Below are 20,656 nucleotides of genomic sequence, written 5' to 3' on the forward strand. Positions count from 1 at the left end.
ATCAGCGAAATGTTTGTTTTAAAAGGCGCTACTCGGCATGGGGAAGCGCCTTTTTTATTAACGTCACACGGGAGGCTTTGGCGATGAACGCGAGATGTGAACCTGTCTATTTTGGCGATGAATCTAAAAAGATAATCCTGGGTGATGCACTTACCGAACTGAAAAAGCTGCCGTCAGAAAGCGTCGATCTCATTTTCGCCGACCCACCTTATAACATCGGTAAAGACTTTGACGGGATGGTGGAATCCTGGGACGAAGAGGCCTTTTTGGCATGGCTGTTTGAGTGCATTGACGAGTGCCATCGCATTCTCAAATCACACGGCACCATGTACATCATGAACAGTACGGAGAACATGCCGTATATCGATCTCAAATGCCGCCAGCTCTTTACCATCAAGAGCCGTATCGTGTGGTCATACGATAGCTCCGGGGTGCAGGCCAAAAATTACTTTGGTTCGATGTATGAACCGCTTCTGATGATGGTAAAAGATCAGAAAAACTACACGTTTAATCGTGATGATATTTTGGTTGAAGCCAAAACGGGCGCTAAACGTGCACTGATAGACTACAGAAAGAACCCGCCCCAACCTTACAACCAGAAAAAAGTACCAGGCAATGTCTGGGAGTTTCCACGCGTTCGTTATCTGATGGACGAATACGAAAATCACCCGACTCAAAAACCCAAAGCCCTCCTTGAACGCATCATTCTGGCTTCCTCCAGTCCAGATGACAGCGTGCTGGATCCGTTTGCCGGTAGCTTCACTACCGGTGCCACTGCCGTGGAATTAGGTCGCAAGTTTGTCGGGATTGAAATCAATGCCGAGTACGTAAAAATGGGGCTCAGAAGAATGAGCATTGGTTCGCATTTTTCAGAGAATGAACTTGCAAAGGTGAAAAAGCGGAAGACAAAAAATCTGTCTAAAAAGAGTCGATTAACAGCAAAGAGCGGCGATCTTTCAGCAAAGTAAAGGCATTGTAAGTCTGCTTTTCAGCTTGCAGATTTCGTGTATATTCCCTGCACGCTTGGGCATGAATACACAGGGTTTGGTAATGATTCGCAAGTATTGGTGGCTGGTTGTTTTTGCGGTCTTCGTTTTTCTCTTTGATGCGCTGCTCATTCAGTGGATAGAGCTGATGACAACGGAGCACGATAAGTGCCGGAATATGAATTCTGTAAACCCCCTCAAGCTGGTCAACTGCGTCGACCTCGAATAGCACGACGAAAAATACGTCGACAGCCGTCAGGCCCTGGCGGCTAAAACTACCCTGGCTGATTTTCACTCTGCATTAATTGCATTACACAGCCGTCTGGGCTTAACATTTTTAATACGTTATCAACTAATACTGGTGCTTGCCCATACAAATCATAACTCACTGGATTCATTAACCAGTTTTTTATTATTCCGCTAAAGCTACCGTGCAGAATAATGATGATGACATCTAAATCCAGACTGGTAGCAATCAGATTTTCATCCACGCATTTTTGCAGTGAATCACGAATGCTTTGATGACTGAGACCTATTTTATCGCGAATGGTCTGTTCTGATATCATATCGTTATGAAATTCACATTTATGATATAAAATTTGCATTAATGCCTGCTGGCGAGGATTCTGTGCAATATATTGCAATCCCACCACAAACTTTTCACGCAGCCGCTGTAAAGGATTATCCCCCCAACGACCAATAAGCTTATCCTGAATAAGATCGCGTAATGAAGGTTGTTGTAACCATAGCGCATTGAACAATTGCGTCTTATTTTCAAAATGCCAATAGAGCGCCCCCCGGGTCACGCTGGCGGCATCCGCAATGTCGTTTAACGTCGTATTGCTAACACCACGCACGGCAAACTGCATAATCGCTGTTTCTATCAGGTGCTGTCGTGTTTTGAGGGCATCAGCTTTCGTTTTTCTGGCCATGGTTTCGACTGTCTGAGGTAAGGTAGAGAATGATTAACTTTCTTATGTAATATTTGCTAAACGGAACAAATGTATCACTTAGCGTTTATTTAGACGAGTTCTAAAACAGTTAATTATGGATATTGCACACGAATAAACAAAACAAATAACAACCACCAATATATTCACCAACCAAATACTTATTTCAATATGTGTTTATGCGCATCATTGCATTACTATTAAAACCATAATGAAACAACCGAAGATAAATCCTTTTTTGTTTTTACGTGCCGTGTATCGCGCCCATAAATAAGTATTGCTTACATCGCAAGCTAATAATTTGTAGGATAGCCAACCATTATTTTCACTTGTGCGCGTTATCGCCTCTGCGTTACCCGGTTAATAACGAGCGTTCGGTTTTTTAAGGAATAGAAATGACGAAAAATGCCAGGTTTTCACTCCTGCCCTCATTCATCATCATGTCCGCTGTATTACTCGCCGGTTGTAACGATCAGGGAGAAACACAAGCTCACCCCGCAGAGCCGCAGGTGACTGTCCATGTCGTCGAAAAGGCGCCTTTAGCCGTGACGACCGAATTACCTGGGCGCACAACAGCATTTCGTATTGCTGAAGTCCGTCCTCAGGTCAGCGGGATTGTACTTAAACGGAATTTCACCGAGGGAAGCGATGTTGAAGCCGGTCAGTCGCTTTATCAGATCGATCCTGCGACTTACCAGGCCGACTACGACAGCGCCAAAGGCGAACTGGCAAAGAGTGAAGCGGCAGCAGCTATCGCACATTTAACGGTAAAACGTTATGTCCCGCTGGTTGGCACTAAGTACATCAGCCAGCAAGAGTACGATCAGGCCATTGCTGATGCTCGCCAGGCCGATGCCTCCGTTATCGCGGCAAAAGCGGCGGTCGAAAGCGCTCGTATCAACCTGACCTACACCAAAGTGACATCGCCCATTAGCGGACGTATCGGTAAATCTAACGTCACCGAAGGCGCATTAGTCACGAATGGCCAGGCAACTGAACTTGCTACCGTGCAACAACTTGATCCTATTTACGTCGACGTAACACAGTCCAGTAATGACTTTATGCGCCTTAAACAGTCCGTTGAGCAAGGGAGCCTGCATAAAGACAGCGCCAGCAGTACCGTCGAACTGGTGATGGAAAATGGTCAGTCGTACCCGCTGAAAGGTGCGTTGCAGTTCTCTGATGTCACCGTTGATGAAAGTACCGGATCCATCACCCTCAGGGCCGTATTCCCTAACCCACAGCACACGCTGCTGCCGGGCATGTTTGTGCGTGCTCGTATTGATGAAGGCGTCCAGCCGAATGCCATTCTCGTTCCCCAACAAGGGGTAACACGTACGCCACGCGGCGATGCAACGGTGATGGTTGTCAATGACAAGAGTCAGGTCGAGGCTCGCACCGTCGTTGCTACACAGGCGATAGGTGATAAGTGGTTAATCAGCGAGGGCTTACAGCCTGGCGATAAGGTTATCGTCAGCGGATTGCAGAAAGCGCGTCCCGGCGTAAAGGTTAAAGCAACCACCGATACCGAAACTCCAGCCGCAAAAACTGCGCAATAAGGTAACCGGACATGGCTAACTTTTTTATCAATCGCCCTATTTTTGCCTGGGTTCTGGCCATCATTCTGATGATGGCAGGGGCTCTGGCAATCATGCAACTGCCCGTTGCACAGTATCCGACCATTGCACCTCCTGCGGTCGCTATTTCTGCCACCTACCCAGGTGCGGATGCGCAGACAGTACAAGACACGGTTACGCAGGTTATCGAACAGAATATGAACGGTATCGATAACCTGATGTATATGTCCTCCACCAGCGATTCCTCCGGGAGCGTCACCATTACTCTGACTTTCGAGTCGGGTACTGACCCGGATATCGCACAGGTCCAGGTGCAAAACAAATTACAGTTAGCGATGCCCTTACTGCCACAGGAAGTACAGCAGCAGGGGATCAGCGTCGAGAAATCCAGTAGCGGTTTCCTGATGGTGGCGGGTTTTGTCTCCGATAATAACAATCTGACGCAGGATGATATTTCCGACTATGTGGCGTCTAACGTTAAAGACGCAATAAGCCGAACAGCAGGTGTCGGCGATGTCCAGATGTTTGGTGCACAGTACGCAATGCGCATCTGGCTCGACAGCAACGCAATGAACAAATATCAGTTGACTCCGCTGGACGTTATCAATCAACTGAGAACGCAAAATAATCAGATTGCCGCAGGCCAACTGGGAGGCGCGCCATCCGTCCAGGGTCAACAACTTAATGCCTCCATTATCGCTCAGACACGCCTGAAAACGCCGGAAGAGTTTGGTCGCATAACGCTGAAGGTGGGCCAGGATGGCTCAATGGTTCACCTCAGAGATGTAGCCCGCATCGAACTCGGCGGCGAAAACTATAACATGGTGACGAAAATTAATGGTCAGCCTGCAACAGGCCTGGGCATTAAGCTGGCGACCGGTGCAAACGCGCTGGATACTGCCGCAGGCGTCAAAGCAAAGCTGGCTGAGTTACAACCTTTCTTCCCGCAAGGTTTGCAAGTGGTTTACCCCTATGACACTACACCATTTGTAAAAATCTCGATTAACGAGGTGGTGAAAACGCTGTTTGAAGCCATCATCCTCGTCTTCCTGGTGATGTACCTGTTCCTGCAAAATCTGCGCGCCACGCTGATTCCAACTATCGCAGTGCCTGTCGTGCTGTTGGGAACATTCGCGATCCTCGCCGCATTCGGATTCTCCATCAACACGCTAACGATGTTCGGAATGGTGCTGGCCATCGGCCTGCTGGTCGATGACGCCATCGTGGTAGTAGAAAACGTCGAACGCGTCATGGCGGAAGAGAAACTGCCGCCCAAAGAGGCGACGCAGAAATCCATGGTCCAGATCCAGGGCGCACTGGTCGGGATCGCGATGGTGCTCTCGGCGGTATTTATCCCCATGGCGTTCTTTGGCGGCTCGACCGGCGCCATTTACCGCCAGTTCTCTCTGACCATTGTTTCAGCGATGGCGCTTTCTGTTCTGGTCGCCCTCATTCTTACGCCAGCGCTTTGTGCAACGCTGCTAAAACCCGTTTCCGCCGGACATGTTGAAAAGAAAGGCGGTTTTTTCGGATGGTTTAACGCCCTGTTCGATAAAAGCGTCGGGCATTACAGCAATAGTATCAGCGGTATTCTGCGCAAAACCGGACGCTACTTGTTGCTATATGTTCTTATCGTCGGCGGAATGGCTGTTCTGTTTTTACGCCTCCCTACCTCCTTCTTGCCCGAAGAGGATCAGGGGGTCTTTATGACAATGGTGCAACTTCCTGCCGGTGCGACACAGACGCGCACACAGCAGGTGCTGGATCAGATTCAGAATTACTACCTGAACCAGGAAAAAGCGAACGTAAAATCGGTGTTCACCGTTAATGGCTTCAGCTTTAGCGGCCAGGGACAGAACTCCGGTATCGTCTTTATTAGCCTCAAACCATGGGAAGAGCGTTCGGGCGATGAAAACGGCGTGACGGCTATCGTCGAACGTGCGACCAGGGCGTTCAGCCAGATTAAAGATGGACTGGTGTTCCCGTTCAACATGCCTGCCATTCTTGAACTGGGTACCGCGACCGGCTTTGATTTTCAGTTAATTGATCAGGCTAACCTCGGTCATACAGAACTGACGAAAGCCCGGAACCAGTTGCTGGGTATGGTGAGAGAACATCCGGATTTGCTGGTGCGCGTGCGCCCTAACGGTCTGGAAGATACCCCGCAATTTAAGCTGGATATTGATCAGGAAAAAGCCCAGGCGTTAGGCGTAAGTCTGTCGGATATAAACCAAACGATTTCCACGGCCCTTGGCGGCACCTATGTGAACGATTTTATCGATCATGGCCGAGTGAAAAAGGTATACGTTCAGGCTGACGCGCCGTTCCGTATGTTACCCAACGACATCAACAATCTCTACGTACGTAGTGGGAATGGTGAAATGGTGCCATTCTCTGCGTTCAGTTCGTCGCATTGGATTTATGGTTCACCTCGCCTGGAGCGTTACAACGGTATGCCATCAATGGAAATACTGGGAGAGGCCGCGCCGGGTCGAAGCACCGGTGAAGCCATGGCGCTCATGGAAAACCTGGCAGCACAGCTGCCAACCGGTATCGGCTATGACTGGACGGGGATGTCATATCAGGAACGGCTCTCCGGCAATCAGGCACCTGCGTTATACGCTATTTCGTTAATCGTCGTCTTCCTGTGTCTCGCCGCATTGTATGAGAGCTGGTCTATTCCATTTTCAGTCATGTTGGTTGTACCGCTCGGCGTGGTCGGTGCGCTTCTGGCGGCGTCCATACGCGGTCTGAATAACGACGTTTACTTCCAGGTAGGTCTGCTGACTACCATCGGTCTTTCCGCCAAAAACGCTATCCTTATCGTGGAGTTTGCCAAAGACCTGATGGATAAAGAAGGTAAAGGGTTGATTGAAGCCACACTGGAGGCGTCACGCATGCGTCTTCGTCCAATCCTGATGACATCCCTGGCGTTTATTCTGGGGGTTATGCCTCTGGTTATCAGCCACGGAGCAGGTAGCGGGGCGCAGAATGCGGTCGGTACAGGCGTAATGGGAGGCATGCTGACCGCGACATTGTTAGCAATCTTCTTCGTCCCCGTCTTCTTCGTTGTCGTCAGACGGCGTTTTAGTCGGCGCAACGTTTAATTTGTAAAATAAAGGCGTCTTCGGACGCCTTTTTCACCCAAGATGCCCCTCTTTATTTATTAATAAGATAGCCATTTATTTCTAATAAACCCTTCCTGAAAAACTCGCCAGTCACCTTTCTTTTTATCCATTATTTTTACAATCCACATGAATTGAGATTATTCCTCATGTCAGTATTTTTTTAAGAAGTGGTAAAATAATCGCCGAGTTCGCAGATGGCTTAGCGTTTGTCTTTGCTCAATTAGCGAAACGCTTATTTTTGAGGTAACACCATGAAAAGATTAATATCCGTTGCATTGCTTACCGCATTCCTGGCCGGCTGTGCACACGATTCTCCTTGCGTACCTGTATACGACGATCAGGGGCGCCTGGTTCATACCAATACCTGTATGAAAGGCACCACGCAGGATAACTGGGAAACAGCCGGTGCCATCGCCGGTGGCGCAGCAGCCGTTGCCGGGCTGACGCTTGGGATAGTCGCCCTGACCAAATAAATCTTCTTAAAAGCGCGGTGGGTACCGCGCTTTTTGCAATAAGAATTAAATCTTTATATAAGACAAAACGTTGGTATATAGCACTCAACGTATAATAAAATTATTATAGATTTGCCTCACATATCCACGATTTGAAATTAGCATTTTTTCAGTTCTTCGTAACAGCGCGCTTTCTTTTCATTATTCTCACGTCATCAATATTAACGTACGAAATCGTTATCACGCGTCCGGTTTGATTTTTAAATTTTTTGCGCCGAAATGTGGCTTACGTTTCAATTTTGCACCACTTCAGGGCGCTGCATTTATTTTTTCCTGTCTACACTCTGGATATTGCGTCGAATAATCGTGCGCAAAAACCTGGCACTACCTTTGCTTAAAAGAGTATGGCCATAGCCACAGACAGGTAAAAGACGTTTTCAGAACGTTTCCATAACAATAATTCCTCCACACAGGATGCTCTATGAAAAAGATGATAATAGCCAGCCTGGCTGCGGCCGGCGTGCTGCTTGCGGTTGCAAATCAGGCACATGCCGGCGCAACACTTGATGCCGTAAAGAAAAAAGGTTTTGTGCAGTGTGGGATCAGTGACGGATTGCCTGGCTTTTCTTATGCCGATGCAAGCGGTAAGTTCTCAGGTATTGATGTCGACGTATGTCGTGGCGTTGCCTCCGCCGTATTTGGCGATGATAGCAAAGTAAAATATACCCCGCTCACCGCCAAGGAACGCTTTACCGCACTACAATCAGGTGAAGTCGACATGCTCTCTCGTAATACCACCTGGACCTCCTCTCGTGACGCAGGAATGGGAATGTCTTTCACTGGCGTAACGTATTACGACGGCATTGGTTTTCTTACCCACAATAAAGCGGGTCTCAAGAGTGCTAAAGAGCTGGATGGCGCAACGGTTTGTATCCAGGCAGGAACAGATACCGAACTGAACGTGGCTGACTACTTTAAAGCCAACAACATGAAGTACACCCCTGTCACTTTTGACCGCTCGGATGAATCAGCTAAAGCTCTGGAATCTGGACGCTGCGACACGCTGGCTTCCGACCAGTCTCAATTGTACGCCCTGCGAATCAAGCTGAGTAATCCTGCGGAATGGATTGTCCTGCCAGAAGTTATTTCTAAAGAACCGTTGGGACCTGTTGTACGTCGTGGAGACGATGAGTGGTTCTCCATTGTTCGCTGGACGCTGTTCGCCATGCTGAATGCGGAAGAAATGGGCGTTAACTCGAAAAACGTCGATGAAAAAGCGGCTAATCCTGCAACGCCGGATATGGCACACCTGTTAGGCAAAGAAGGGGATTATGGTAAGGATCTGAAGCTTGATAACAAATGGGCTTACAACATTATCAAGCAGGTAGGTAACTACTCGGAGATCTTTGAGCGTAACGTGGGATCGGAAAGCCCACTGAAGATCAAACGTGGACAGAACAACCTCTGGAATAACGGTGGCATTCAATATGCGCCACCGGTGCGCTAATACGTAGTGATGTAACGGGCGCCGCGACTGCGGCGCTCAGTCCAGAGTCATAGTTACCGAGGTTTTCTTATGTTCCATCGCCGCTCAATCGTAAAAGGATCGTTATCCTTTTCTAACCCTGCGGTCCGCGCCTGGTTATTTCAAATACTTGCCGTCATTGCAGTCATCAGCATTGCGGTCTATCTCATCCATAACACGATAAATAACCTGAATAATAGCGGTATTACCTCGGGATTCTCTTTTCTCGATCGCAGCGCCGGATTTGGTATTGTCCAGCATCTGATCGATTACGAGCAAGGCGATACGTATGGCCGTGTTTTTATCGTTGGCCTGCTCAATACGCTATTGGTTTCTGCACTGTGCATTGTTTTTGCATCAATTCTCGGTTTCTTTCTCGGACTGGCACGCCTGTCAGATAACTGGTTATTACGAAAGCTCTCGACGATCTACATCGAAACGTTCCGCAATATACCGCCGCTGCTGCAGATCTTCTTTTGGTATTTCGCCGTATTACGTAACCTGCCCGGCCCACGTCAGGCCGTTAACGCGCTGGACTTGATGTTTCTGAGTAACCGTGGACTCTATATTCCGGCACCGCAAATGGGAGAAGGATTTTTTGCCTTTTGCGGCGCTGTAATTATCACTATCGTCGTCACTATCGGGCTATTTCGCTACAACAGAATGCACCAGACTAAAACCGGTCAGCTACGCCGGACCTGGCCCACAGCTCTGGCGCTGATCGTGCTTTTACCGATGATCTCACAGTGGCTGTTTGGCGCAGCGCTTCACTGGGATATCCCCGCCCTTCGCGGTTTTAACTTCCGTGGCGGTATGGTGCTTATTCCCGAACTGGCTGCCCTGACGCTGGCGCTTTCAGTGTATACCTCGGCGTTTATTGCAGAAATTATTCGAGCGGGAATCCAGGCCGTTCCTTATGGCCAACATGAAGCAGCACGCTCGCTGGGCCTCCCAAATCCGGTGACACTGCGCCAGGTGATCATCCCACAGGCGCTGCGCGTCATCATTCCCCCATTAACCAGCCAGTATCTGAATATCGTCAAAAACTCCTCTCTTGCGGCCGCCATTGGCTACCCGGATATGGTTTCACTGTTTGCCGGCACGGTACTCAATCAAACAGGGCAAGCCATTGAAACCATTGCTATCACGATGTCGGTGTACCTGATCATCAGCCTGAGCATTTCTCTGCTGATGAATATTTATAACCGCCGTATTGCACTGATTGAGCGCTAAGGAGCCATGATGACAAAAGCACTGCTGTCTCACCCCTCGCGTCAGAACAGTAAACCGGCAAGCCGCAGTCTACTCTGGGTGCGTAAAAACCTGTTCTCCAGTTGGTCAAATAGCCTGCTCACGCTGCTGTGCGTTTGGCTGATTTGGTCATTTCTTCCGCCACTGATGAACTGGGTATTCTTTCAGGCCAATTGGGTCGGTTCAACCCGCGCAGACTGCACCAAAGCAGGGGCTTGCTGGGTGTTCATTCATGAACGATTTGGGCAATTCATGTATGGACTTTATCCCCACGATCAGCGCTGGCGCGTAAATCTGGCCCTGATCATTGGCCTGGCCTCTATCGTCCCTATGTTCTGGAAATCTATTCCTCACCGTGGCCGCTATATCGCCGTCTGGGCCGTCGTTTATCCAGTGGTGGTCTGGTGGTTGATGTACGGTGGTTTTTTCGGACTTGAGCGCGTAGAAACCCGACAATGGGGCGGATTAACACTGACGCTTATCATTGCATCCGTGGGGATTGCGGGCGCGCTTCCGTGGGGTATTTTACTGGCGCTTGGACGTCGGTCTCATATGCCAGTCGTGCGGATTTTATCCGTCATTTTCATTGAGTTCTGGCGCGGTGTGCCGTTGATTACCGTCCTTTTTATGTCCTCGGTCATGCTTCCTCTGTTTATGTCCGAAGGGACCAGTATCGACAAACTTATCCGGGCGCTGGTCGGCGTGATTCTTTTCCAGTCGGCCTATGTCGCAGAAGTGGTTCGCGGAGGGTTACAGGCCCTACCAAAAGGTCAGTATGAAGCCGCTGAATCACTGGCGTTAGGGTACTGGAAAACGCAAGGGCTGGTCATTCTTCCGCAAGCCCTCAAGCTGGTTATTCCGGGTCTGGTTAACACGATTATCGCCCTGTTTAAGGATACCAGTCTGGTCATCATCATCGGCCTGTTTGATCTCTTCAGTAGCGTGCAGCAGGCAACTGTGGACCCTGCATGGTTGGGTATGTCGACGGAAGGATATGTTTTCGCTGCACTGATTTACTGGATCTTCTGTTTTAGCATGTCGCGTTACAGCCAACATCTGGAAAAACGTTTTAACACCGGGCGTACACCGCACTGAGGAATTTATGAGCCAATTATTAATGCCGTCTACCGACGCGATGATTACGCTGGAAAACGTCAACAAATGGTACGGACAGTTTCACGTCCTGAAAAACATCAACCTGAAGGTAAAGCAGGGAGAACGCATCGTATTATGCGGACCTTCCGGTTCGGGTAAATCGACAACTATCCGCTGTATCAACCATCTGGAAGAGCATCAGCAAGGACGTATTGTAGTGGATGGGATCGAACTCAATGAAGATATCCGCAATATTGAGCGTGTCAGACAAGAAGTTGGCATGGTTTTTCAGCACTTTAATCTCTTTCCTCATTTGACGGTCCTGCAAAACTGCACGCTGGCACCAATCTGGGTACAAAAGATGCCGAAAAAAGAGGCTGAAGCTCTGGCAATGCACTACCTTGAGCGAGTTCGCATTGCTGAACATGCGCATAAATATCCTGGGCAAATCTCTGGTGGGCAGCAACAGCGCGTGGCCATTGCACGCTCGCTGTGCATGAAACCTAAAATTATGTTATTCGATGAACCCACATCAGCGTTGGATCCTGAAATGGTAAAAGAAGTGCTTGATACCATGATAGGTCTGGCACAATCAGGCATGACCATGCTGTGTGTTACCCATGAAATGGGCTTTGCCCGCACAGTGGCCGACCGGGTGATCTTTATGGATCTTGGCGAGATTGTTGAACAGGCAGCACCGGATGAGTTTTTTGCTCACCCCAAATCTGAACGCACGCGTGCGTTTTTGTCGCAGGTTATCCATTAAAGCCATGCGCCGGATACAGCACTGCCGTTTAACAGATAAAACAAAAGGCCCGGTCTTTCGACTGGGCCTTTTGTTTTTATTTGATGTCTGGCAGTTCCCTACTCTCGCATGGGGAGACCCCACACTACCATCGGCGCTACGGCGTTTCACTTCTGAGTTCGGCATGGGGTCAGGTGGGACCACCGCGCTACAGCCGCCAGACAAATTCTTTTCTAAGTGCCAAACTTTAACCGAAAAACTGGTGCTGATACCCAGAGTCGAACTGGGGACCTCACCCTTACCAAGGGTGCGCTCTACCAACTGAGCCATATCAGCACACTAAATTTGATGCCTGGCAGTTCCCTACTCTCGCATGGGGAGACCCCACACTACCATCGGCGCTACGGCGTTTCACTTCTGAGTTCGGCATGGGGTCAGGTGGGACCACCGCGCTACAGCCGCCAAGCAAATTCTGTTTATCAACACACCTCTCGGGTCTGTCGATGTAATCTGTAATCAAGCTGAATTTCGATGTCTCATCCGCCAAAACATCTTCGGCGTTGTAAGGTTAAGCCTCACGGTTCATTAGTATCGGTTAGCTCAACGTATCGCTACGCTTACACACCCGACCTATCAACGTCGTCGTCTTCAACGTTCCTTCAGGACCCTTAAAGGGTCAGGGAGAACTCATCTCGGGGCAAGTTTCGTGCTTAGATGCTTTCAGCACTTATCTCTTCCGCATTTAGCTACCGGGCAATGCCATTGGCATGACAACCCGAACACACAGTGATGCGTCCACTCCGGTCCTCTCGTACTAGGAGCAGCCCCCCTCAATTCTCCAGCGCCCACGGCAGATAGGGACCGAACTGTCTCACGACGTTCTAAACCCAGCTCGCGTACCACTTTAAATGGCGAACAGCCATACCCTTGGGACCTACTTCAGCCCCAGGATGTGATGAGCCGACATCGAGGTGCCAAACACCGCCGTCGATATGAACTCTTGGGCGGTATCAGCCTGTTATCCCCGGAGTACCTTTTATCCGTTGAGCGATGGCCCTTCCATTCAGAACCACCGGATCACTAAGACCTGCTTTCGCACCTGCTCGAGCCGTCACTCTCGCAGTCAAGCTAGCTTATGCCTTTGCACTAACCTCCTGATGTCCGACCAGGATTAGCTAACCTTCGTGCTCCTCCGTTACTCTTTAGGAGGAGACCGCCCCAGTCAAACTACCCACCAGACACTGTCCGCAACCCGGATCACGGGTCTACGTTAGAACACCAGCCATTAAAGGGTGGTATTTCAAGGTTGGCTCCATGCAGACTGGCGTCCACACTTCAAAGCCTCCCACCTATCCTACACATCAAGGACCAGTGTTCAGTGTCAAGCTATAGTAAAGGTTCACGGGGTCTTTCCGTCTTGCCGCGGGTACACTGCATCTTCACAGCGAGTTCAATTTCACTGAGTCTCGGGTGGAGACAGCCTGGCCATCATTACGCCATTCGTGCAGGTCGGAACTTACCCGACAAGGAATTTCGCTACCTTAGGACCGTTATAGTTACGGCCGCCGTTTACCGGGGCTTCGATCAAGAGCTTCTCCTTACGGATAACCCCATCAATTAACCTTCCGGCACCGGGCAGGCGTCACACCGTATACGTCCACTTTCGTGTTTGCACAGTGCTGTGTTTTTAATAAACAGTTGCAGCCAGCTGGTATCTTCGACTGATTTCAGCTCCATGAGTAAATCACTTCACCTACATATCAGCGTGCCTTCTCCCGAAGTTACGGCACCATTTTGCCTAGTTCCTTCACCCGAGTTCTCTCAAGCGCCTTGGTATTCTCTACCTGACCACCTGTGTCGGTTTGGGGTACGATTTTGTGTTACCTGATGCTTAGAGGCTTTTCCTGGAAGCAGGGCATTTGTTACTTCAGCACCGTAGTGCCTCGTCATCACACCTCAGCGTTAGCAAGACTCCGGATTTACCTGGAATCTCCGCCTACATGCTTAAACCGGGACAACCGTCGCCCGGCTAACATAGCCTTCTCCGTCCCCCCTTCGCAGTAACACCAAGTACAGGAATATTAACCTGTTTCCCATCGACTACGCCTTTCGGCCTCGCCTTAGGGGTCGACTCACCCTGCCCCGATTAACGTTGGACAGGAACCCTTGGTCTTCCGGCGTGCGGGTTTTTCACCCGCATTATCGTTACTTATGTCAGCATTCGCACTTCTGATACCTCCAGCATGCCTCACAGCACACCTTCAACGGCTTACAGAACGCTCCCCTACCCAACAACACATAGTGTCGCTGCCGCAGCTTCGGTGCATGGTTTAGCCCCGTTACATCTTCCGCGCAGGCCGACTCGACCAGTGAGCTATTACGCTTTCTTTAAATGATGGCTGCTTCTAAGCCAACATCCTGGCTGTCTGTGCCTTCCCACATCGTTTCCCACTTAACCATGACTTTGGGACCTTAGCTGGCGGTCTGGGTTGTTTCCCTCTTCACGACGGACGTTAGCACCCGCCGTGTGTCTCCCGTGATAACATTCTTCGGTATTCGCAGTTTGCATCGGGTTGGTAAGTCGGGATGACCCCCTAGCCGAAACAGTGCTCTACCCCCGAAGATGAGTTCACGAGGCGCTACCTAAATAGCTTTCGGGGAGAACCAGCTATCTCCCGGTTTGATTGGCCTTTCACCCCCAGCCACAAGTCATCCGCTAATTTTTCAACATTAGTCGGTTCGGTCCTCCAGTTAGTGTTACCCAACCTTCAACCTGCCCATGGCTAGATCACCGGGTTTCGGGTCTATACCCTGCAACTTAACGCCCAGTTAAGACTCGGTTTCCCTTCGGCTCCCCTATTCGGTTAACCTTGCTACAGAATATAAGTCGCTGACCCATTATACAAAAGGTACGCAGTCACCCCATAAAGAGGCTCCCACTGCTTGTACGTACACGGTTTCAGGTTCTTTTTCACTCCCCTCGCCGGGGTTCTTTTCGCCTTTCCCTCACGGTACTGGTTCACTATCGGTCAGTCAGGAGTATTTAGCCTTGGAGGATGGTCCCCCCATATTCAGACAGGATACCACGTGTCCCGCCCTACTCTTCGAGTTCACAACACATGCACTTTTGTGTACGGGACTATCACCCTGTACCGTCGGACTTTCCAGACCGTTCCACTACCACACATGCTGATTCAGACTCTGGGCTGCTCCCCGTTCGCTCGCCGCTACTGGGGGAATCTCGGTTGATTTCTTTTCCTCGGGGTACTTAGATGTTTCAGTTCCCCCGGTTCGCTTCATTACGCTATGTATTCACGCAATGATAGTGTGACGAATCACACTGGGTTTCCCCATTCGGAAATCGCCGGTTATAACGGTTCATATCACCTTACCGACGCTTATCGCAGATTAGCACGTCCTTCATCGCCTCTGACTGCCAGGGCATCCACCGTGTACGCTTAGTCGCTTAACCTCACAACCCGAAGATGTTTCGTAAAACACTTCAGTGTTGCGAAAATTTGAGAGACTCGAACACACCGCTTTTCATTTCTTGTTTACGGAGAAATGAAACAGTGTGTCGTTTCAATTTTCAGCTTGATCCAGATTTTTAAAGAGCAAATATCTCAAACGAGACTCGAAAGTCTGTTTTGAGATACTTCGGTCGGCGACTTTCACTCACACATACCAGCAAGTGGCGTCCCCTAGGGGATTCGAACCCCTGTTACCGCCGTGAAAGGGCGGTGTCCTGGGCCTCTAGACGAAGGGGACACTGAAGTCTCAATCGCAAGACGCCTTGCTATTTACTTTTCATCAGACAATCTGTGTGAGCACTACAAAGAACGTTTCTTTAAGGTAAGGAGGTGATCCAACCGCAGGTTCCCCTACGGTTACCTTGTTACGACTTCACCCCAGTCATGAATCACAAAGTGGTAAGCGCCCTCCCGAAGGTTAAGCTACCTACTTCTTTTGCAACCCACTCCCATGGTGTGACGGGCGGTGTGTACAAGGCCCGGGAACGTATTCACCGTGGCATTCTGATCCACGATTACTAGCGATTCCGACTTCATGGAGTCGAGTTGCAGACTCCAATCCGGACTACGACATACTTTATGAGGTCCGCTTGCTCTCGCGAGGTCGCTTCTCTTTGTATATGCCATTGTAGCACGTGTGTAGCCCTACTCGTAAGGGCCATGATGACTTGACGTCATCCCCACCTTCCTCCAGTTTATCACTGGCAGTCTCCTTTGAGTTCCCGGCCGAACCGCTGGCAACAAAGGATAAGGGTTGCGCTCGTTGCGGGACTTAACCCAACATTTCACAACACGAGCTGACGACAGCCATGCAGCACCTGTCTCAGAGTTCCCGAAGGCACCAAAGCATCTCTGCTAAGTTCTCTGGATGTCAAGAGTAGGTAAGGTTCTTCGCGTTGCATCGAATTAAACCACATGCTCCACCGCTTGTGCGGGCCCCCGTCAATTCATTTGAGTTTTAACCTTGCGGCCGTACTCCCCAGGCGGTCGACTTAACGCGTTAGCTCCGGAAGCCACGCCTCAAGGGCACAACCTCCAAGTCGACATCGTTTACGGCGTGGACTACCAGGGTATCTAATCCTGTTTGCTCCCCACGCTTTCGCACCTGAGCGTCAGTCTTTGTCCAGGGGGCCGCCTTCGCCACCGGTATTCCTCCAGATCTCTACGCATTTCACCGCTACACCTGGAATTCTACCCCCCTCTACAAGACTCTAGCCTGCCAGTTTCGGATGCAGTTCCCAGGTTGAGCCCGGGGATTTCACATCCGACTTGACAGACCGCCTGCGTGCGCTTTACGCCCAGTAATTCCGATTAACGCTTGCACCCTCCGTATTACCGCGGCTGCTGGCACGGAGTTAGCCGGTGCTTCTTCTGCGAGTAACGTCAATTGCTGCGGTTATTAACCACAACACCTTCCTCCTCGCTGAAAGTACTTTACAACCCGAAGGCCTTCTTCATACACGCGGCATGGCTGCATCAGGCTTGCGCCCATTGTGCAATATTCCCCACTGCTGCCTCCCGTAGGAGTCTGGACCGTGTCTCAGTTCCAGTGTGGCTGGTCATCCTCTCAGACCAGCTAGGGATCGTCGCCTAGGTGAGCCGTTACCCCACCTACTAGCTAATCCCATCTGGGCACATCCGATGGCAAGAGGCCCGAAGGTCCCCCTCTTTGGTCTTGCGACGTTATGCGGTATTAGCTACCGTTTCCAGTAGTTATCCCCCTCCATCGGGCAGTTTCCCAGACATTACTCACCCGTCCGCCACTCGTCACCCAAGGAGCAAGCTCCTCTGTGCTACCGTTCGACTTGCATGTGTTAGGCCTGCCGCCAGCGTTCAATCTGAGCCATGATCAAACTCTTCAATTTAAGTTTGATGCTCGTGAATTAAACTTCGTAATGAATTACGTGTTCACTCAGAGACTTGGTATTCATTTTTCGTCTTGCGACGTTAAGAATCCGTATCTTCGAGTGCCCACACAGATTGTCTGATAAATTGTTAAAGAGCAGTTGCGACGCGCTTTAGCGCTCTGTCGCGAGGTGGCGTATATTACGCTTTCCTCTTTCAGAGTCAACCCTCATTTTCAGGTTTTTCTCTTCAACCGAACCGGCTGTTTGTGTGAAGTGATTCACATCCGCCGTGTCGATGGAGGCGCATTATAGGGAGTTTCCCGCGGCCCGCAACCCTTAAATTGCAGAAAAATGACTGACCGCTGCATTCCACAGCAAAACCCCGCCTTATACCCATTTACACACAGAGTTATCCACAATCGTAAGCAAAATAGTGGTCAGCCTCCCTGAAAGAAGTGAAAGCAGATAAGGAAATCTCTATATAAAAAGAGACTCGCTCCACGTTATATATAGAAGAAAAGCCCAGGCAGCCCATGCCCCATCATCCCTACCACCTTTGAATTACGCATCCCATCAGGCGATAATACCCATACAAACCGTGATTCCAGGACCGTGATGAGACACTCTCTGCAACGTACTGCTATACGCAAACGCCCAATGAAGCTCGGCACTACCGTGATCCTCATGGTCAGTGCGGTACTCTTCTCCGTACTGCTTGTCGTTCATCTGATTTATTTCTCGCAAATCAGCAACATGACGCGCGATGCATTAGCAGGTAAAGCGCTTGCGGTCGCACGAACGCTGGCAAACTCCCCGGAGATCCGCCAGGGGCTAATGAAAAAGCCCGAGGAAAGCGGTATTCAGGCGATTGCCCAGGCGGTGAATAAGAGCAACGATTTTTTGTTCATCGTCGTCACCGATATGCAAAGCATTCGTTACTCCCATCCCGAAGCGCAGCGAATCGGTCAGCCGTTTAAAGGCGATGACATTTTGCTGGCCCTGCAAGGGAAAGAGAATGTCGCCATTAATCGCGGATTTCTGGCGCAAGCCCTGCGCGTATTTACCCCTATTTATGACAAGCATCACCGGCAGATAGGCGTCGTGTCGATCGGCCTTGAGCTAAGCAGGGTGACTGAGCAGATCAATAACAGCCGTGGCAGCATCTTTTGGTCCATCTTATTTGGCGTGCTGGTTGGGTTGCTTGGCACATGGGTATTTGTCAAAGTCCTCAAGCGTATTCTGTTTGGTCTGGAGCCTTATGAAATCTCCAATCTGTTCGAACAACGCCAGGCGATGCTGCACTCTATAAAGGAAGGCGTCATTGCCGTTGACGAGTGCGGTGAAGTGACGCTGATAAACCAGGCGGCACAAGAGCTGCTGGATTACCACAAATCGCAAGACGATGCCCAGCTCTCCACGCTCAGCCACGCATGGTCAAAAGTGGTCGATTTTTCACAGGTACTGCATGACGGAACGCCGCGTCGCGATGAAGAGATCATGGTGAAGGATCGGCTACTCTTAATTAACACGGTTCCGGTACTCAGCAACGGTAAAATCATCGGGGCCATTTCAACATTCAGAGATAAGACTGAAGTCCGAAAATTAATGCAACGACTGGACGGCATGGTCAACTATGCCGACGCACTTCGTGAACGATCCCACGAATTCATGAATAAATTGCACGTGATTCTGGGATTATTGCATCTGAAAAGTTATAAGCAGCTTGAAAATTACATCCTGAAGACCGCAAACAGTTATCAGGAAGAGATTGGCTCACTGTTAGGAAAAATAAAATCCCCGGTGATCGCAGGATTTTTACTCAGTAAGATTAATCGCACATCTGATTTAGGCCATAGCCTGGTGATCAGCAATGAAAGCCAGTTGCCGGAAAACAGCAACGAAGATCAGGTGGCTGTGCTGATTACCGTTCTGGGGAATTTAATTGAAAACGCCCTGGAGGCGCTAGGTCAAGAACCTGGTGGCGAGATCAGCGTATCCTTGCATTATCGACACGGCTGGTTGCATTGCGAAGTGAATGACGATGGTCCGGGGATTGCTCCCGAACACATTGAGCACATCTTTGAGAAAGGCGTTTCGTCAAAAGGAACCGAACGGGGCGTTGGTTTAGCGCTTGTTAAACAACAGGTTGAAAACGTTGGCGGCAATATTTCCGTCGAGTCAGAACCTGGGATCTTCACCCAATTTTTTGTACAGTTACCGTGGAATGGTGAGAGGGCCAGCAGATGATCAATGTCTTAATTGTCGATGACGATGCAATGGTAGCGGAATTAAACCGCCGTTATGTCGCGCAACTCTCCGGTTTTCATTGCTGCGGCACAGCCTCCACGCTGGAGAAAGCAAAAGAGATAATCTTTCATAGCGGAAATCATATCGATTTGATTTTGCTTGATATTTATATGCAAAAAGAAAACGGTCTGGATCTGTTGCCTGTATTGCACAGCGAAGGTTGCAAGTGTGATGTTATTGTCATCTCTTCCGCCGCTGACGCGACCACCATCAAAGACTCTCTCCACTATGGTGTCGTTGACTACCTGATCAAACCGTTCCAGGCGTCCCGTTTTGAAGAGGCGCTGACCGGCTGGCTACAGAAGAAAACCGAGATGGAAAAGCATCAGTACTATGAACAGTCTGAGCTTGACCAGTTGATTCACGGCAGCTCCTCCAATGAACAGGAAGCGCGGCGCTTACCTAAAGGATTAACGCCACAAACGTTACGCACGCTGTGCCAGTGGATTGATGAGCATCAGGATCAGGAATTCTCCACCGATGAACTGGCCAACGAGGTCAATATCTCGCGAGTTTCTTGCCGTAAATATCTTATCTGGCTCGTCAATTGTCACATCCTATTTACCAGCATCCATTATGGCGTAACCGGTAGACCGGTTTATCGTTACCGCGTTCAGGCTGAACATTACTCATTACTAAAACAATATTGCCAATAAAAACAATTTGGGATTATTTGTTATTTGAAAGTAACAATTATTAAAATAATGAAAAATCCCTACTTTTCTGAATCATGCTGCAGAATTATAAATTTGCGTTAGATCAAATATATTTGTATCCAGCATGTTAAATGTATTATTTTAATATTGATTAACGTCACACTGTTTTTAATTTCAAAATCGCTAACAAAAGTTAATTAAGTATTATCTAGCTCGCAGAGTGTGTATTTTTACCCATAAAGGATTAGTCTGAAATTAACCAGACATACAAAATCTAGACTGGTAGCAATGGAGACCATGCTACGTACCATGGACACCGTACATTTTTGTGAGCAAATAAAAGTATCCGCACGCCAACCTCATCACATTATGAAATGGCGTGAGCGTGATCACACAAATAACCTACTCACCCATTCTGTCGGTGGTTCACGAAATAGCGGAAAACGCAAAACAGATAAATTACAGCGTCAACCGCAGCTCTCCATGTCCAGCTCTGCTTCCCATCGCCTGAGGATTCTCTCCTCTGATCAAAGCCACAGAAAAAAGCTAAATATCGCCATAACGTTAAAAAAACATTCTAGCAAGACATTTGAACATTAATCGCAAA

General features: G+C 49.4%; 13 protein-coding genes, 2 tRNA genes and 4 rRNA genes. 12 read left to right on the forward strand and 7 right to left on the reverse strand.

Annotation, left to right across the window (positions count from 1 at the left end; genetic code table 11):
• Positions 1-83: 83 nt before the first annotated feature.
• Both yhdJ and GPJ68_RS22660 read left to right on the forward strand, forming a co-directional pair.
• Positions 84-968, forward strand: coding sequence for an adenine-specific DNA-methyltransferase (gene yhdJ / locus GPJ68_RS22655; RefSeq protein WP_047499792.1), 885 nt, complete (start codon positions 84-86; stop codon positions 966-968).
• Positions 969-1,050: 82 nt separating this feature from the next.
• Positions 1,051-1,215 carry a DUF2556 family protein gene (locus tag GPJ68_RS22660; RefSeq protein WP_003025279.1) on the forward strand — a complete coding sequence of 55 codons (165 nt, stop codon included), beginning with the start codon at positions 1,051-1,053 and terminating at the stop codon, positions 1,213-1,215.
• Positions 1,216-1,261: 46 nt separating this feature from the next.
• On the opposite strand, the gene envR is transcribed toward GPJ68_RS22660, so the two are convergent.
• Positions 1,262-1,918, reverse strand: coding sequence for an acrEF/envCD operon transcriptional regulator (envR, locus tag GPJ68_RS22665; RefSeq protein ID WP_047359095.1), 657 nt, complete (start codon positions 1,916-1,918; stop codon positions 1,262-1,264).
• A 413-nt stretch (positions 1,919-2,331) separates the two neighbouring features.
• Here envR and GPJ68_RS22670 point away from each other — a divergent pair, with 413 nt between their 5' ends.
• The 7 genes from GPJ68_RS22670 (at position 2,332) to GPJ68_RS22700 (ending at position 11,730) form a co-directional block, all read left to right on the forward strand.
• Positions 2,332-3,495: an efflux RND transporter periplasmic adaptor subunit gene (locus GPJ68_RS22670; protein WP_049041246.1), complete on the forward strand. Its 1,164-nt coding sequence runs from the start codon at positions 2,332-2,334 to the stop codon at positions 3,493-3,495.
• 11 nt (positions 3,496-3,506) lie between these two features.
• On the forward strand, positions 3,507-6,620 hold the full coding sequence (locus GPJ68_RS22675) for an efflux RND transporter permease subunit (protein WP_016157598.1): 3,114 nt from the start codon (positions 3,507-3,509) through the stop codon (positions 6,618-6,620).
• Positions 6,621-6,892: 272 nt separating this feature from the next.
• Positions 6,893-7,114 carry a lipoprotein gene (locus GPJ68_RS22680; protein WP_003025292.1) on the forward strand — a complete coding sequence of 74 codons (222 nt, stop codon included), beginning with the start codon at positions 6,893-6,895 and terminating at the stop codon, positions 7,112-7,114.
• 460 nt (positions 7,115-7,574) lie between these two features.
• Complete coding sequence (locus tag GPJ68_RS22685) at positions 7,575-8,600, forward strand: amino acid ABC transporter substrate-binding protein (RefSeq protein ID WP_003025295.1); 1,026 nt, start codon at positions 7,575-7,577, stop codon at positions 8,598-8,600.
• Positions 8,601-8,669: 69 nt separating this feature from the next.
• Positions 8,670-9,851, forward strand: coding sequence for an amino acid ABC transporter permease (locus GPJ68_RS22690; RefSeq protein ID WP_049040272.1), 1,182 nt, complete (start codon positions 8,670-8,672; stop codon positions 9,849-9,851).
• A 9-nt stretch (positions 9,852-9,860) separates the two neighbouring features.
• Positions 9,861-10,964 (forward strand): amino acid ABC transporter permease, encoded by a 1,104-nt coding sequence (locus GPJ68_RS22695; RefSeq protein WP_103284305.1) that lies wholly within the window; start codon positions 9,861-9,863, stop codon positions 10,962-10,964.
• A gap of 7 nt (positions 10,965-10,971) precedes the next feature.
• On the forward strand, positions 10,972-11,730 hold the full coding sequence (locus GPJ68_RS22700) for an amino acid ABC transporter ATP-binding protein (RefSeq protein ID WP_016154732.1): 759 nt from the start codon (positions 10,972-10,974) through the stop codon (positions 11,728-11,730).
• A gap of 85 nt (positions 11,731-11,815) precedes the next feature.
• Here GPJ68_RS22700 and rrf (GPJ68_RS22705) read toward each other — a convergent pair.
• The 6 genes from rrf (GPJ68_RS22705) to GPJ68_RS22730 form a co-directional block, all read right to left on the reverse strand.
• Positions 11,816-11,931, reverse strand: a 5S ribosomal RNA gene (gene rrf, locus GPJ68_RS22705).
• 38 nt (positions 11,932-11,969) lie between these two features.
• Positions 11,970-12,045: transfer RNA gene (locus GPJ68_RS22710), tRNA-Thr, on the reverse strand.
• A 14-nt stretch (positions 12,046-12,059) separates the two neighbouring features.
• Positions 12,060-12,175: ribosomal RNA gene (gene rrf / locus GPJ68_RS22715) — 5S ribosomal RNA — on the reverse strand.
• Positions 12,176-12,273: 98 nt separating this feature from the next.
• Positions 12,274-15,181 (reverse strand): 23S ribosomal RNA (locus tag GPJ68_RS22720).
• Between the two features lie 220 nt (positions 15,182-15,401).
• Positions 15,402-15,477 (reverse strand) — tRNA-Glu (locus GPJ68_RS22725).
• An 85-nt stretch (positions 15,478-15,562) separates the two neighbouring features.
• Positions 15,563-17,104: ribosomal RNA gene (locus tag GPJ68_RS22730) — 16S ribosomal RNA — on the reverse strand.
• Together the 16S, 23S and 5S rRNA genes with 2 tRNA genes alongside form the textbook arrangement of a ribosomal RNA operon.
• Before the next feature lie 597 nt (positions 17,105-17,701).
• Between GPJ68_RS22730 and GPJ68_RS22735 the strand changes: the two genes are divergently transcribed.
• From GPJ68_RS22735 to GPJ68_RS22745, 3 genes are all read left to right on the forward strand, one after another.
• Positions 17,702-19,333, forward strand: coding sequence for a sensor histidine kinase (locus GPJ68_RS22735; RefSeq protein WP_103284306.1), 1,632 nt, complete (start codon positions 17,702-17,704; stop codon positions 19,331-19,333).
• A complete protein-coding gene (gene dcuR, locus GPJ68_RS22740) occupies positions 19,330-20,049 on the forward strand; it encodes a two-component system response regulator DcuR (protein ID WP_016155419.1) in 720 nt (239 codons plus the stop codon). Before GPJ68_RS22735 ends, dcuR begins: the two co-directional genes overlap by 4 nt.
• A 297-nt stretch (positions 20,050-20,346) precedes the next feature.
• Entirely contained in the window at positions 20,347-20,649 is a 303-nt protein-coding gene (locus GPJ68_RS22745; RefSeq protein ID WP_131341598.1) for a hypothetical protein, read from the forward strand.
• The last annotated feature ends 7 nt before the right edge of the window (positions 20,650-20,656 follow it).

The sequence above is a fragment of the Citrobacter sp. 172116965 genome (assembly GCF_013458095.1).
GTDB lineage: Bacteria > Pseudomonadota > Gammaproteobacteria > Enterobacterales > Enterobacteriaceae > Citrobacter > Citrobacter braakii.